The following is a 15,474-nucleotide window of genomic DNA, read 5'->3' as shown; positions in this document are numbered from 1 at the left end:
CCAAATACATACTATGCGGGGTAGGTCGAATACAGTGCCTCAACGGTCGAATATATGCGGGGTAGGTCGAATACAGTGCGTGAACGGCTTAATATTGTGTGGTTTAGGTCGAATACTGTACGTCAACGGTCGAATATTGTGTGGTTTAGGTCGATAAACTGCGTCAACAGCCCAAGACAGTGCAGCTGTTCGAATAAAGTGCTCCGATTTTATGGTTTTTTACTGCGACACTCCGCTTGTGTCGAGGAGGCTTGGCAGACAGTCGGCGGAAAGGGAGCGGATTTCTGAAATCAATTGAACTTTTTAAATAAAAAAACTGCAGGCAAACCGAGTTTTCATCGAGTTTGTCTACAGTCTTAAAGCCCGCCGATAATGGCGGGCCTTTTTAATAATCTTCATGATAAACGGGAAGTGTTACTGAAATCGTTGTTCCCTTATTCAAAGCGCTAGTTATATGAAGTGTACCATTCATCGTTTGGATGGTCTTGACAGCTACCATTGATCCCAACCCAGTCCCTTTTTCTTTGGAACTGTAATAAGGCTCGCCGAAACGATTTATTTGTTCTTTGTTCATTCCTACTCCATTGTCACTTATTTCGATAATGATGTCTAAATTATTTACATAGGAAACAATACTAAGTTCCCCGCCGTTTGGCATCGCCTCTATACCATTTTTAATGAGGTTTAGGAAGCATTGCTTGAAATGTTGAATATTCCCCCGGGTAATGCCTGGAGTCAACTGTTCAGATATAGTAACTAAATTCATGTTAGCCAATGGTTTTATCATTTCAATTACATATCCTATTTCACGGTTAATTGAAATATTTTCCACTTTTTCGATTGCAGGTTTTGCAAATGCCAAGTATTCACTAATAATGGATTCTGCACTATTAAGCTCCCTAACAACATGTTGTATATATTGTTCTCTTACTTCTTGAGTAAGATCAGCAGCCTTTAGCAGTTGAACAAATCCTTTCACAACTGTTAAAGGATTTCTAACTTCATGTGAAATACTTGCTGCAAGCTGACTGACTACCTCCATTTTTTCAAGCCTTACCATTTGTGTTCGGATCAAAATGGCATCTTTTAAAATTTCTATGATATATAAAGCCAAAACGATAATGAAAGGAGGGAGGATAATAAAGTAAAATACATACGCCTCCGTTATTCGAAAATGATCAGACATACCGAGTGAAATTAAGCTGGTTAGTATTCCTAGAAACAAAATTAATAGTATGGAGCCATTTAGCTTATTTTTTCTATTAAAATTTTTGAATTTGGAAGAAAATAGAGCCGTTATAATAAATATAACGATATAAACAATTAACGTTAGGAAATTGAAACCATAGAAAGCAAACCTAAAAGTTAATATGATGACTAACAGGGCAGCCCCTACAGGCCAACCTCCATAAAGTGTCCCTATTATAAAAGGAATTTGCCGGAGATCATGGACACAATATTCGTCGATATAAATAGGAAACTTCATACATAAAATAATAGGAATGCTCATGCATGCAGTGATAAGGGACTTGCCATACTGACTTAACCTTTTGCCATGTTCTAATAAAATGTAATAAATCAAAATACTTACTAAGATATAAAAGAGATTATCTAATATGTTTTGATTAATATAAATAAAATTCATTGAATTCTCCTAAAAAATTAACAGTATGGTCTATTATACAAGAATAACACTAAAAAGGAGAATTTTAATAAAGTAATTTATTGACAGAAAGACATTTTAATTCAAAAAAAGAGTTTTTCGGGGGAAAAAATGCAACTTGAATTATTTACCGATTTATCATTTGTAAATTTGGTTTTACATAATAAAGGAAATATAATAGAGGCAGAGGTGATTTTCATTGAAAAAATGGACAAGAGACATAGAAATTAACGCTCCAATTGAACAGGTTTGGAAGTTTCTTGATGGTTCTGTAGAAAATATGCAAAAAATCATGCCTCAAGTAGTTGAACACAAGCCCGTTAAAATAACGGAAGAAATGGTTGGAAGCGTATATCGCCAAAAATATAGAGAAGGAAAACGAACAGAAGAGTATGATATAGAAACATTGGAATATTTGAATGAAACTAATGAGAAAAAGCTAAAAGTAGGCTTCATACTTGCAAAAATGTTTGAAATTACAGCTTTTTATGAACTAAATAAAATCAATGACAATAGGACTTCCTTTACATATACAGTCACCAGTCGACCATTAAAATGGTTTTTGAAATTACTTTTATTATTTGCCACCGATAAAGTGGTAGTCGAATTTTTAGAACGTGTCAAAAAGGTAGCTGAAGCAGAAACAAGTGGGTCATGAATGAATTAAGTCAATCTTCCGCATTATAGGGGCATACAACTTGCCCATGTTGGAGGGTGTGCTTTGATCGTTTCATTCCACTGCAGGCACTCGCTTTCCGCGGGCGGTCCGCCCTCGGCGCTTTTGCGCCTGTGGGGTCTCCCTTGGACGCGTATTTCCCGCAGGAGTCTCGCACCTTTCGTTTCAATCAACTCTGCGTGAAAACTAAGTCGACACAGCAACACAGATAGAAAAGAATCCATCTTTTTTCAAGGTGGATTCTTTTATTTGTCGTAAAATATAGGGTCTGAGGAGGAGTTTTTGACTGGTGCTTACTCCAAATAGGGAGTTGCTTGAAGTTATTTTTCTAAAGTTATGGTATCGGAGTAGGAGTAATGGCAGGATTAGAAGATGATAAGTAATTCTAAAAAACAGTGGTTAAAACAAAATTAAAATTAGGTGGTGAATTTTGATATTGATGTCTACAAATAAAGAGAATTATAAAAAGGCTTTAAATTTCGGATTATTATTTTATGCGATATTCGTGGGGTTAAGTGGAACAATTTCCTTTGCAGTTCTATTATTTTGGGTTGTCCCAAAAGATCAAATATCAACAATATTAGTTCCTTTACTTTTCATAGCTTTATTTCTCTATGGTACTTGTGCTTTATCTATATTTATTCGTTCAAAAATCAATAAAAAATGAGTGATTATTAGTTGAAACTTTTCCCAATATAAAAGGTAATTGATGGTGGCTAAATTTGATTATATAAAAAATAGTAATCATAGTTTTTTCTTCAATGCAACTGATATCACATGAGTATTTGGTTTAATTAATATTATTAAATATTCCATATATGAAAATCCTGAATTCAATTTTGGGATATTTCAATCTGAATTTTTGGTTATTATAGCATTATGATAAAGCTTCTTATACCGCTGCTTATAAGAAATACTAACAGGAAGAGGAGTAATGAAAACGATGGGTAAGAAAAAAGTTCAGTTACTTGCTTCACTATTATTTATAGTTAGTCTTTCTTTGATAGTTTCAACTTGTTCCTTCCAAGAAAGATGATGTAAGTGACGTAAGTTCGGAGGATAAAAAAAATCTAAAGGTAATGAAATGGATGGTACTTTTGCGGTAGATGTGGATGTTCCACAAGAAACTGTAGGTGATGCGGATTACTTTTTTATCTGCTTTGTTCTATTTAACGATATTCGCCTCTGGGAGAAAGAACAGAAAATTCTAAGGGGCTATGGGTTGGTCCAGGTAGATCTAAATCGAAAGCAATTTCAAGATTAAAAAGCGGGTACACATCTATTGCCTTACAATCCTAAAACCAACTGTTGTTGGCAGGGGTACGGTTAAAGCTAAAACATTTGGTAAGTATTCTACTGCAATTGATGATAAAGTAAAAGTGATTGAAAAAGTTAGCAGTGGAGCTGTATGTAGCAATGGATGAAAATCATGCGTCTGTAGTGCCGACCACCATGAGCAGTGCCGTACCATTCGCCGGTAAATAAAGACCTTTGTAAAAACCAGCCGCCGAGACTTGGTGAACATCACCATTCTTTGCAGCTATTTTAATGATTAACGATCCATCGTTTCTATTTTCAATGCCAAATAACCGACGAAGCGACTTAATGAAGTAGTTGGGAAATAATGGGTCATCATGAGTTCCTTCTGGATTTAACTCAAATAATAGACCGCAACATGTACGAGCTTCCGTTATACCTCAATCTCCATCCCGATGTTCCGTTCTTTCGATTGGCGGTAAACACCTTTTGCCACAGCGAGGTCAAAGTAAGCAGCACCGACCGATTTAAAGAAGGTAATTTCCTCATCATTTTCCCTGCCTGTTTTGGTCCGCATTACAAGTTCAAAAAGCTCCCCGTGAATATCATTGAACGACCAATTTCCCCGATTGGCTGCATGAATGAGTTCTCCTGCTTCATCCTTCACGCCCGCCAAATCGTCGACGATAATTTTAGCAGCGCGTGAAACCGTGGTATTATCCACTTCTTTCATATACGGCAAATAAGACCCGACCCCGTTAATGTGTGTGCCCGGCTTTAAATCCAGCCCATTAAATACAGGCTCGTTCGAGCGGGTTGCACAGCAAATGATATCTGCTTGACGAACAGCTGCTGAAACATCTTCGAAAACTTCAAAAGGAACGGTTACACCGAATGCCCGCAGCTTTTCACCAAATTTCTCCGCTTTCTCTGGTGTACGATTTACTAATAATATACGCTCAATGTCCCTTACGGCTAACACACCAATTGCTTGTTCAAATCCCATAGCCCCTGTGCCGATAATCGTGAGAACCCGGGCGTCTTTACGAGCAAGAAAGTCTGTGGCAATGCCGCTCAATGCCCCCGTTCTGAGACGTGTTAAATAGGAGGCATTCAACAACGCTAAATGTTCGCCATTTTCCGCATCTGACAGCAAGATGACTCCTTGTGTTGTTGCCTTCCCCCTTGAAGGATTCTTTGGAAAAATGGTAACAACTTTGACCGCCGAAACTTCTTCAGATAAATCAGCGCTGGGCATGTAAAGTGCCGATGCCTCGTGTTGAGGGAAAGCAAGAACGGTGCGATGAGGGTTGTCTATTCGTTGAGCACCATGTGCACGTAATACGGCCTTTATATCCGCTATTGCGTCCTTCATTCCATATGATTGTTGAATTTCCTTCTCACTTAATACCAACATTCAATTGTCCTCCTTGAAGTAAAAGATTACATGGCACTAGTATTATGCGTTTCGTCTAATTTCTGATTGCTGCGATCCTTAACTGCCCAAATCGCCGCTAGGGAAAGGACAGATGCAAAAATAATATAAATGGCGACAGGAACATAGGAGTTATTAAACCTATTAAGTAAAGCCGTTGCAACTAGCGGCGCTGTTCCTCCTGCCAGAGCTGCCCCGATTTGATATCCAAGCGTGATGCCGGTATAACGAATCCTTGCATCGAAAATTTCCGAGAACATCGTTCCAAGAACAGCTGTGATGGGAGCCCAAATAACCCCTAAACCTATCACTGTTGCAATGATTAATAGGAGTACCGATTTTTGCTGCAGCAACCAGAAGTATGGGAATGCAAACAGTGCCATCCCAATCGTTCCGCCTATAAACAGCTTTTTGCGGCCAATTTTATCGGATAACATCCCCATGAATGGAATTAAAATTGTCGTTATAATTGTTGCAATCATGACTGCAGTCAATGTAGCTGTCCGTGAGAAACCGAGATTTGCAGTAGCATATGATACGACAAATGTGCTGAAAATATAAAATGGCGCTGTTTCTACCACTTTGGCCCCCACGGCAATAAGCACTTCACGCCAATAATTCTTAAGGGTTTCAACAATCGGCAGCTTTGGAACTTCTCCGGATTCCTTCACTTTTTTGAATGATGGTGTTTCATCAATTCCTTTACGAATCCATAGGCCAAAAAATACTAGCAGAGCACTAAAAATGAATGGTATACGCCATCCCCAAGTCATGAATGCGTTTTCGGGAAGCAGTGTCATAATAGATAAGGCAACGGTTCCTAGCAGCATTCCTATCGTAACACCCATCTGAGGAATGGCTCCGAACAAGCCCCGTTTCTCAGCGGGGGCATATTCAACGGCCAATAATAGCGCGCCTCCCCATTCACCACCAATTCCCAGACCTTGAACTAAGCGCAACGTGATCAATAAAATCGGCGCCCAAATACCAACGGCTTGATACGTAGGAAGAAGCCCCATCCCAAATGTTGCGATTCCCATTAAACTAAGTGTTATAACAAGTGTTTTCTTTCTCCCGATACGATCGCCAATATGGCTAAAGATCACTCCGCCAAAAGGGCGGATGAAGAATGCTAACGCAAAGGATGCATAGGAAAGCAACAGCCCTATTGTCGGATCCTCATTCACGAAGAATAGCTGGTTAAACACGAGAGCTGCAACGGTCCCATATAAAAAATAGTCAAACCACTCAATTGAACTTCCGACTAAACTCGCGACTAAAATTCGCCGCATTTGTTTCTTCTCCATCATGAGTCACCCCTTTAAAATTGAAGTATCACTTCAATTTATGATTTCCTTCATTTTAAATAATTTCAAATTTTCTGTCAATATTTTTTAATAAGTTATTAATGACGAAGCATTCATCAAATTTTGTAATGTATAATGAAGCTAGATACTATGTAAAAAAGGGGGCATCTGTATGCCTTTTGATTCAATCGGGAAAAAACTCAAATTATTGAGGAAAGAGCGAAAACTAACATTAAAGAGTCTGGCTGAACAAACAGGCGTTTCGATCAGCTTTTTATCACAAGTAGAACGGGGAAAATCAAGCGTCACATTAGAGTCATTAAAAAAAATCGCTGATACATTGGATGTCAACCCAAGCTTCTTTTTTTCAGAGGACCGCTCCCAAGAAAATTCAGATTATAATCATGAACAATTTCATTATCAGAATTTATCCAGCGGCATTCGTGATGCTGTTTTTTCGCCTATTCTAGTCACGTTAAAGCCAGGGGAAAATAAAGGAAGCGCTTTTTCTCATAGCGGACATGAATTTTTATTCATTATCGAAGGGAAGTTAACAGTGGAAATAGAGGGAGAAAGAATAGAACTCCATGAACAGCAGTCGTTCATGTTCGATGCTAGAAAAGCCCATTACTGGTTTAACTTCTCGGGTCAAATTGTCCGGTTTTTGGTGGTGTCGTCGAAATAAAGGCAAGGTATATAATGAAAGAAAAGGAGAGTAATCATAGAAGTAAAGAATCAATGAAAATTTTCGAGTAGACGAGTTAATAAAAGCTCCTTATTATTCGGCTGCGTATATCGCAATTGTCCGCTTGGTTTTTAGAGGTAAGCACCTATTTTTTTAAAAAGAAAGAAGTATCAAAGAACAACTAACGTTCTTGATACTTCTTTCTTTCATTTTATTTGAAGGATTAACTGTAATCCCTTTTAATAGGACATGGAAAGTGAGGTATCCTAGAAAGCATACCAAGGCGTTCTTAGCTTTCTCTTATGCTGCTTTCTTTTGTTTTTGGTCCAAGCGATGACTTAGGAAAGTTAGAAGACTTGCTAAGATAGCAACCAGACCACCGACCCATGTCACATTAAGCAAATTTCCCTGATGGTAAACAACTCCGCCCAGTGCGGAACCAAAGGCGATACCGACATTGCTTGCTACTGGCATCAGTGAAGCAGCTAGTCCTGTAGCTTTTGGTTGATAAATACCGGCAAGGTCTATCAAATAAAGCTGGGTGGATGTTGTTAAAAGGATGGCCATTAATGACATCAAGCCAATGTTAATCAATCCAAAGATAAAATGATTTGTCGTCCAATATAAACTGATCAGAACGATTGCTTGCACGAGGAAAACAAACCGGAGGCGTCCGATCGCATTGTAGCTGGCAATTTTACCCGCGAGTATGTTGCTGAAAATGGAAATGAACCCGTAGCCAAACAAGATTAAACTGATTGAACTTCCTGGTGCTTCCATTCCTTTCAGGATCGGAACAAGATACGTATAAACGGCATACGTCGCTCCAAATCCAAGAGATGGGATGAAAAAAGCCATTAAAATTCGCGGGTGTGTTAACAAAGAAAATTGATCACGCATCGAACTGCGAATTGTACTGTGCATAGTAGGCAATACGAAGAAAGATGCCAAAAACGCAATAGCTCCGAGAAAAGTCGTTAACAGGAAGGATGCATTCCAGTCGTACCATTCAGCGATGACAGTGCCTATCGGTACTCCAATCACGTTTGCAAGCGTAAAGCCACCGAAAACGAATGATATAGCAAGTCCGCGTTTAGCGATCGGCATGGTTTCACTTGCAACAACCATGGCAAGTGAAATTAAAACCCCTGTTACAATCGCAGTCAGCATCCGAAGTGCAAGGAGCATGATGTAGCTCGTCGAAATCACGCACAAAGCATTCAGGACGATGAACGAACCTATCAAAAACAACATCCATTTACGCTTTGGAAAATGACTCGTTGCCGACATCACGAGCGGTGTGGCAACGGCAAACGTAAGCGCAAACGCAGAAACGAGTGTGCCTGCTTTGGCATTTGTGATATGGAGACTCGAGGAAATATCGGTTAAGATCCCGACGATAACAAATTCGCTTGTCCCGAGAACAAATGTTAATAAAGTAAGTGTTAAGATGAGCAACCAATGTCGCTTGGATAATTCTGTGGCGTGCATAAATACCTCTTTTCTTAGATGAATGTAAATGTGTCACAGGGTAGATAAACAATTTAACTATAATACCACAAAACATTTTTACGAGGAAAACCCTTGCTTAGTTATCGTTGGTTATTTTTCGATAAATGATAACCATTATCAATTACTCTATTATTTTGAAAGGAATAATCCGATTAATAGATAATACTCATATCTAAGAATGGTATATAAAAAGCCAATAAAATGAGGGAGCTTATTAGGGTTGGAAGTCTTTAACTGTTAATTTGTGTCTTTGCATTAGGTCCTCATTAGTTGATAAAATGATTTATCAGCTGTGTTTCTTTGATGAAACGATAATGAGGAGCGATATGCTTACCTTTCAACAAATAGAAAGTGGGATTTTATGATTAACCTGCATCAAGTGAGTAAAAAATTTTCACAGTTTCAGGCAATTAAGTCTGTTACTTTAACAATACCTAAAGGTGAAATTCATGGAATAATCGGAGCAAGTGGAGCAGGGAAATCAACGTTGCTGCGGCTAATGAATTTGTTGGAGACCCCAGATGCGGGCGAAGTGGAGGTAAACGGCCAAAGATTGAGAACATTGAACAATAAAGCACTTCGAGGGGCACGGAAGTCGATTGGCATGATCTTTCAGCATTTTAATCTCGTGGCAAATAAAACGGTTTATGACAATGTGGCAGCCTCTTTAGAGCTGGCAAATTATCCAAAGAAGGAACGTCGGAGCCGTGTTGTAGAGTGTCTTCAATTCGTCGGATTGGAGAAGGAAATGGAGAGATATCCTGCACAATTAAGCGGGGGACAAAAGCAACGTGTTGCCATTGCAAGGGCATTGGCAAATAACCCGCAAGTGTTGTTATGTGATGAACCGACCTCTTCCCTTGATCCAAATACAACGGCTGAAATATTAGACGTGCTAGAGAACATAAACAAACGCTTCGGTGTGACGATTGTCATTGTTAGTCATGAGCTGGATATCATTAAAAGTATATGCAATCGTGTTACGATCATGGCAGATGGAGAGATTTATGACACTGTATTAATCGAACCAACAGGGATTCAAAAAAGGGATAATCGTCCAGAATACTTCATCGAACAATTAGCAGAGAATGGTGGGCTAGGTCATGCCTGAGATTTTAGTTCAATATGAGGCAGAAATTTGGCAGTCGATTGGAGAAACCATTACGATGGTTGGTGTGTCCATTTTAGCTGCGACTTTGATTGGATTGCCTGTCGGGACCTTGCTATTTCTTTATAGGAAGGGTCATTTGCTTGAAAATAAGTGGGCTTTCTCGAGTTTAAATTTACTTGTAAATATTATCCGTTCATTCCCATTTTTGTTATTGGTTGTTTTTTTAATCCCGTTTACAAGACTCATAATCGGCACAGCCATTGGTACAGCAGCTGCTTGCGTTCCATTAGCGATCATCGCCATTGCCCATTATTCGCGATTAGTCGAGCAATCTTTATTGGACGTGCCAAAGGGTGTAATCGAGGCAGCCATTTCCATGGGGGCTTCCGTTAAGGATGTCATCTTTAAATTTCTTTACGTGGAGGCTCGTTCAGGGCTTGTCCTCGGACTAACAACATCGATTATCAGCTTTATTTCCTATTCAACGATCATGGGAGTGGTCGGAGGCGGCGGTATCGGCGACTTTGCCATCAGGTATGGCTATCAGCAGTTTAAAACAGAGCTAATGATTTATATGATTATCATTATGATTATTCTAGTACAGCTTATCCAATTCATTGGCACGGCTGTAGCCAGAATGATTGATAAAAGATAAATAATGGAGGGAAACATCATGAAAAAAATACTCTTTCTCATGGCAGCAATCATGTTGCTTTTAGTGGGTTGTGGAAAGGCGAATGAAGAAAAAGAGAAAGAAAATGCGCAGAATCAGGAGAAGGAAGAGGTAACATTGAAAGTGGCCTCACTCATTCCCCCAATGACGGAAATTCTTGAGCTTGTTAAACCAAAGCTGGCAGAGGAGGGCATTAACCTGGAAATGGTTGTATTAGGTGATAATGTGCAGCCTAACACCGCACTGGCGGCAGGAGAAGTGGATGTGAACTTCTTTCAACACGTTCCATATATGGAGGAATTCAATCGAAACAAAAATGCCGACCTTGTACCAGTGAAACCCATTTATTTTGCCAATTATGGGGTGTATTCCAAAGAATACGATTCAATCGATAAATTGCCAGAGGGTGCCGTTATTGCCATTGCAAATGATGTGTCGAATATTGATCGTTCATTGGCATTGCTGGCACAGCATAAAGTTATCACTTTAAAGGAAAAAAAGGGTCCATACTATACAATGTCTGATATCACTGAGAACCCTAAAAACTATAAGTTTAAAGAAGTCGATTTATTAATGCTAGCGAGAACGTATGATGAAGCAGATGCGATCGTGATAACACCTGCTTATGCTGCACCGCTTGGTTTGACACCAAAAAATGACGCTCTTCTCACAGAAGGTGTTGAAAATGACTTTGCGATTACATTAGTGGCACGCAAGGATAACGTGGATTCCGAGCCAGTCCAAAAGTTGGCCAAGGCCATGACAAGCCCAGAGGTACGTAAATTTTTAGAAGAGAAATATAGTGAAACGGCCATACCGGCATTTTAATTTTGCTACAAGGAAAGGGCTATTCCTTCAACAGGAATAGCCCTTATTTACGGATTAGTTTAAAATACTGTCCAGCTTGCCAATTTTGTGGCTCCTGGAATATTACAAAACATAAAGAAATATTCTATTAGCCTATCCTCTTTATACTAAAACTATTTCCTTCATTATTAATCCGTTTAGTAAAAATCCCCCTCATTTCTTGAATAAATATAGAAACTCTTCTAAAATATATTTAGTCCATAATTTTACAGTGAATAAAAATATTACATACAAATGAAATCTAGTTATAAGAAAAGAAGTTGAAAGGACTTTCCATTATGTCGATGATTTACGAATCTCAAACACTAGTTTCTGCCATGCAAACGCGTGTCGGACAATATAAGGACTTGAAAGAACAGCTCACAGAATTAAAAAAAGGATTTGAGAGTATCGTTCATTTGGATGATGAGCTGCAGGGTCAAGGCGCAGAGGCAATCAAAGGGTTTTACAAAGCACAAATCGATGTCGTGGATTCTTGGCTGCGCCTGATCAATCGGCATATTGCCTTTTTAAGTGGAATTCAAGGAGATACAATCGAAGCGAATCTTAGTGAAACCATAGTTACGGTTCCTTTTTTAGAGGAAGAGCTGACAAACGCCAATCAAAATTCCAAGGAAATGGTCATAGCCCAAAAACATGATCTGAAAAAAATATTGGCTGGAATTGATGATATCATTCAGTTAGAGCCTTTTTCCGATGATGCGTTCTTTGAAAATATCGAGAAGGCTGAAACAAAACGGACCGAAACGATAGACAAAGTAAACGAAATTGATCATAAGTGGACGGCTGAATATGCTAAATCCGAAGAGGACCAAGCGGCAGTGATGGCACTCATGGAGCAATTGAAAGTATCCAGTACAAGGGGAGGAGTAGTATCCCCGCTCTATTTTAATGCAGCAGCTTATAAAAATAGTGAGGCCTATAAAAACCTGGAAGTAAGGAAAAAAGAAACCGCGCAATATCTCAAGGTTAAGAAAGAGGAAGCGGAGAATCGCCGGATCAAAGACTTGAAGGCGCAACTCGATCATGTAACAGATCCAGATGAGTTTCTCAAAATCGCCAAGCAGATCGGGTATGAAAACTTAGCGCCCACCCAGCAGCAATATGTCATGCAGCTAGAAGCGTCCAAGCAAACCGCAGACATTACAAAAGGAATCGGCGTAGGCCTTTATGATGTAGGTAAAGACTTCGTGACAGGAGTTTGGGACTTTGTCACAGATCCCGGGGAAACAGTTGAAGGCGTAGTAGATTCAATCATGCACCCGATAAAAACCTACAAATATATATCCAAGTCCATCTCGGACTCATATGAACGGGATATGGTAAATGGCGATGCCTATTCGCGGTCTCATTGGGTAACTTATGCCCTCGGAACTGTCGTCACATCAGTAGTAGGAACAAAAGGAGCAGGAGCTGTAACGAAGACTGGGGTAGCGACTACAAAAGCCGCAGCAGTAAAAGGTGCAACGAAGGCAAAAGAACTGGCCACTATCCCTAACCTATTGCCATACAATCCTAAAAACCAACTGTCGTTGGCAGGGGGAGTACCTTATAATGTGGTTAATGGGGTTGGGTTGAAGGATCAGTTAATTACGATGGCGAAAGTGGAGTCTGAAGTTAGTGGAGATGGTGGGAAAAAGTTTACTATAGATACTATGAGGCATGTTTATCATGGAGAGATTAATCGACGTGGAAAAGCTGTTGGTTATCATCACGAGAGTATGATGGGTGGTAAGATAGTTCCAGGTACTGAAGAAACTCCAGATATCAACGGAGTATATAGAGCTAAGGTGGAAGTAAATGGAGTGATGAAGATTGCAAAGTCAACTTTCTTTCCAAAAGATTGGGACAGGGTGAAGGTGAATAACGCTATTAACGAGGCTTTTGAAAACAAAATAAAAGATGGAAATAGATATGTTGGCAGAACTTCATCAGGAATTGATATTGGAATGTACTTAAACCGTGATGGGACAATAGCTACTGCATTTCCTTTATATAAAAATTAAATATCGGGAGATAATTAACTAATGAAATATTCGTATGAATTTACAAGAAACCCATTAGGATATCTAAGGATAATCCTACCACAAGAAATTAACCTTTTCTCAGACTTCATTGAAGATATTGTATTAGAAACAGAAGTGGATGAGTATCTTGATATTGTTCGCAAAGTAATGGAAGGTGAATACGATGAATTTGAAATAGAAGGGAATGCTACCAGTGTCTTGATAAAAAAAGATACGACGGTTCTTCACCACTTTTATATCTTCGATAAGCCAAATGAGAATGAAATGGAAACTGAACAATTTAAAGAACTTATGCTAATATGGAGAAACAAAATTCCAGAAAGATACAAAGAACCTAAGGGTTAAATTTTATAGATCTAAATAAATAATGGGATATCCAAAATAATACACCTTTATGTAATCCTATTATCTGACTGGTTATCCAAATTAATACTAAAGGTGTGATGTTATGTTGTCTTCTAACAAATTAGAAGAACCTGTTTTTCAGTTCTTGGCTGGAACTTTTCATCAGGATATTGAATCTCCAGAAGAGGCATTAGAAGAATTATTAACAGAGGAAAGTAAAGAGTATCTGGAATCTGCTATTGTCTTTTTAACAGATTTTATTGGAAGTAAGTTTTCAGATATCGAAAAAAATGAATACATTCAATCTTGTGCAGATGGAGTGTACTTTCCCGCTCTTGATTTAGAACCACTTCAGTGGCTCTATCAAGTAATTGAACAAATAAAAAAAGCTGTTAAAACAAAATAGACTTATTATGAGGAAAACCTTGATGGCTAAAAGCCTTTCAAGGTTTCTCTTTTGTTTTGGGCTACCTAGTGCCGAGTAAACAGCTTTTGTTTTGGGATTTTGTCACAAATCCTGGTGTAGCCACTACAAAGCGGCTACAGTAAAAGGCGTTACGAAGGCAAAAGAATTAGTCTCAATTCCTAATCTATTGCCTTACAATCCTAATAACGAACTATTTTTGGCAGGGGGAGTACTGAATGCAAAAAGAGGAATTAACAAATTTTATTAATGAACATAACGAATCAGATGACTTTACAGGTGGAGTAGCTGAAAGTCAAGTCAATGTCGTCCAAAATGAGTTAGGGGTGGAATTACCAGAAAGTTATAAGTGGTTTTTAACGACCTATGGTTCTGGTGGATCATTTGGTGTAGATATTTTAGGAGTGGCTAAGTCAAATAGAGCTTCTGTTGTTGTTAACACGAAGAGTTATAGAGAGTCAGGATTGGATAAAGATTTAGTGGTTATTGAAAATGCTGGAGAATATATATATTGTTTAAATACAAGCAAAATGGAGAATAATGAGTGCCCAGTAATAGCGTGGAATAGACAAGGGGGACTTGATGACTACAATACAGCAAAGAACTTTTATGAGTTTTTATCACAAAGGTTATTGGATGCAAAAGAAGCATGGGAAGAAGATTTTTAATATAGATAACTAGTAGCAAATTATATATGGGACATGCCTTTTAGGTTTATGTGGAAATTAATTGGGAAGTTAAATATATAAGAAAACGTAGTTTCGAAAATTTGCATAAAAGGATGTGGTTATAAATGAATAATGATATACCTCTTAAATCAGAAACCCCAATATTAGGAACAGACCACACTATGTTAGATTTCTGGCAATGGGGATTTTCAAAAATTTTAACAAACAACCTAAGGGGAATTTTTGCTGAGTTTTTAATTGGAACTGCTCTTGGCTGTTTAAATCAATTACGAGTTGAATGGGACGCATATGATTTAGTTTATAAAGGCATGAAAATTGAGGTGAAATCTTCTGCATATATCCAAGCATGGCATAAAGAAAAATATTCAAACATCAGTTTTAGTATTGGGGAAAAAAAAGAATATGATTATGAAACAAATACATATAGCCCTACCATAAAACGGCATGCAGATATATATGTCTTTTGTTTACTAAAAGAAAAAAATTTAGAATTAATTGAACCATTAAATATAACACAATGGGAATTTTACGTTGCATTAACTAAAAACTTAGATTTGCATTTTCCCCATCAAAAAACAATATCTTTAAATTCACTAAAAAAAATAGCACAACCAAGTACATATGAAGGATTAAAACAGACAATAGATGGTCTATTGTAAGAGTTTTTTTAACGTCTCTTGGTGTTTTGGAATAATAACAATTAGGGATAATTAAGATAAATAATATAACAGCAAAAATGGTCTTTTAAGAAATATGTAATATAAAAAAAGATAAAGACTTACTAAAACTACTTGATGAAGTAA

General features: G+C 38.1%; 14 protein-coding genes. 10 read left to right on the top strand and 4 right to left on the bottom strand.

The genetic code is table 11. The annotated features are described in order from the left end of the window. Positions 1–385: 385 nt before the first annotated feature. Positions 386–1,645, bottom strand: a complete 1,260-nt coding sequence (locus tag ACIQZD_RS05720; RefSeq protein WP_402899254.1) for an ATP-binding protein — start codon at positions 1,643–1,645, stop codon at positions 386–388. A 217-nt stretch (positions 1,646–1,862) separates the two neighbouring features. Here ACIQZD_RS05720 and ACIQZD_RS05715 point away from each other — a divergent pair, with 217 nt between their 5' ends. Beyond that, the gene (locus ACIQZD_RS05715) at positions 1,863–2,321 is read left to right on the top strand and encodes an SRPBCC family protein (RefSeq protein ID WP_402899251.1); all 459 of its coding nucleotides are present in this window, start codon (positions 1,863–1,865) and stop codon (positions 2,319–2,321) included. 1,708 nt (positions 2,322–4,029) lie between these two features. Here the strand turns inward: ACIQZD_RS05715 and ACIQZD_RS05710 are convergent. Then, a complete protein-coding gene (locus tag ACIQZD_RS05710) occupies positions 4,030–5,013 on the bottom strand; it encodes an ornithine cyclodeaminase family protein (RefSeq protein WP_402899248.1) in 984 nt (327 codons plus the stop codon). Between the two features lie 26 nt (positions 5,014–5,039). After that, positions 5,040–6,338, bottom strand: a complete 1,299-nt coding sequence (locus ACIQZD_RS05705; RefSeq protein WP_402899972.1) for an MFS transporter — start codon at positions 6,336–6,338, stop codon at positions 5,040–5,042. 172 nt (positions 6,339–6,510) lie between these two features. On the opposite strand from ACIQZD_RS05705, the gene ACIQZD_RS05700 reads away from it, so the two are divergent. Next, entirely contained in the window at positions 6,511–7,023 is a 513-nt protein-coding gene (locus ACIQZD_RS05700; RefSeq protein WP_402899244.1) for a helix-turn-helix domain-containing protein, read from the top strand. A 300-nt stretch (positions 7,024–7,323) separates the two neighbouring features. Here the strand turns inward: ACIQZD_RS05700 and ACIQZD_RS05695 are convergent, their stop codons facing one another. Continuing rightward, entirely contained in the window at positions 7,324–8,514 is a 1,191-nt protein-coding gene (locus ACIQZD_RS05695; RefSeq protein WP_402899239.1) for an MFS transporter, read from the bottom strand. A 382-nt stretch (positions 8,515–8,896) separates the two neighbouring features. Here ACIQZD_RS05695 and ACIQZD_RS05690 point away from each other — a divergent pair, with 382 nt between their 5' ends. From ACIQZD_RS05690 to ACIQZD_RS05655, 8 genes are all read left to right on the top strand, one after another. Then, entirely contained in the window at positions 8,897–9,646 is a 750-nt protein-coding gene (locus tag ACIQZD_RS05690; RefSeq protein WP_402899236.1) for a methionine ABC transporter ATP-binding protein, read from the top strand. Next, positions 9,639–10,301 carry a methionine ABC transporter permease gene (locus ACIQZD_RS05685; protein WP_402899233.1) on the top strand — a complete coding sequence of 221 codons (663 nt, stop codon included), beginning with the start codon at positions 9,639–9,641 and terminating at the stop codon, positions 10,299–10,301. Before ACIQZD_RS05690 ends, ACIQZD_RS05685 begins: the two co-directional genes overlap by 8 nt. 18 nt (positions 10,302–10,319) lie before the next feature. After that, positions 10,320–11,147 carry a MetQ/NlpA family ABC transporter substrate-binding protein gene (locus tag ACIQZD_RS05680; RefSeq protein ID WP_402899229.1) on the top strand — a complete coding sequence of 276 codons (828 nt, stop codon included), beginning with the start codon at positions 10,320–10,322 and terminating at the stop codon, positions 11,145–11,147. Positions 11,148–11,464: 317 nt separating this feature from the next. Further along, positions 11,465–13,192, top strand: a complete 1,728-nt coding sequence (locus tag ACIQZD_RS05675; protein WP_402899224.1) for a T7SS effector LXG polymorphic toxin — start codon at positions 11,465–11,467, stop codon at positions 13,190–13,192. Positions 13,193–13,213: 21 nt separating this feature from the next. Then, positions 13,214–13,558: a tRNA-Val4 gene (locus ACIQZD_RS05670; RefSeq protein ID WP_402899221.1), complete on the top strand. Its 345-nt coding sequence runs from the start codon at positions 13,214–13,216 to the stop codon at positions 13,556–13,558. Positions 13,559–13,661: 103 nt separating this feature from the next. Next, positions 13,662–13,964, top strand: a complete 303-nt coding sequence (locus ACIQZD_RS05665; protein ID WP_402899218.1) for a contact-dependent growth inhibition system immunity protein — start codon at positions 13,662–13,664, stop codon at positions 13,962–13,964. Positions 13,965–14,200: 236 nt separating this feature from the next. Continuing rightward, positions 14,201–14,650: an SMI1/KNR4 family protein gene (locus tag ACIQZD_RS05660; protein WP_402899215.1), complete on the top strand. Its 450-nt coding sequence runs from the start codon at positions 14,201–14,203 to the stop codon at positions 14,648–14,650. Between the two features lie 125 nt (positions 14,651–14,775). Continuing rightward, on the top strand, positions 14,776–15,330 hold the full coding sequence (locus ACIQZD_RS05655; RefSeq protein WP_402899212.1) for a hypothetical protein: 555 nt from the start codon (positions 14,776–14,778) through the stop codon (positions 15,328–15,330). Positions 15,331–15,474: the final 144 nt, after the last annotated feature.

The organism is Peribacillus sp. NPDC096447 (assembly GCF_044762725.1).
In the GTDB taxonomy this organism is placed as follows: Bacteria; Bacillota; Bacilli; order Bacillales; family DSM-1321; genus Peribacillus.
Note: the sequence above shows the minus strand (reverse complement) of the source record. Positions and strands in the feature narration are given on the sequence as shown.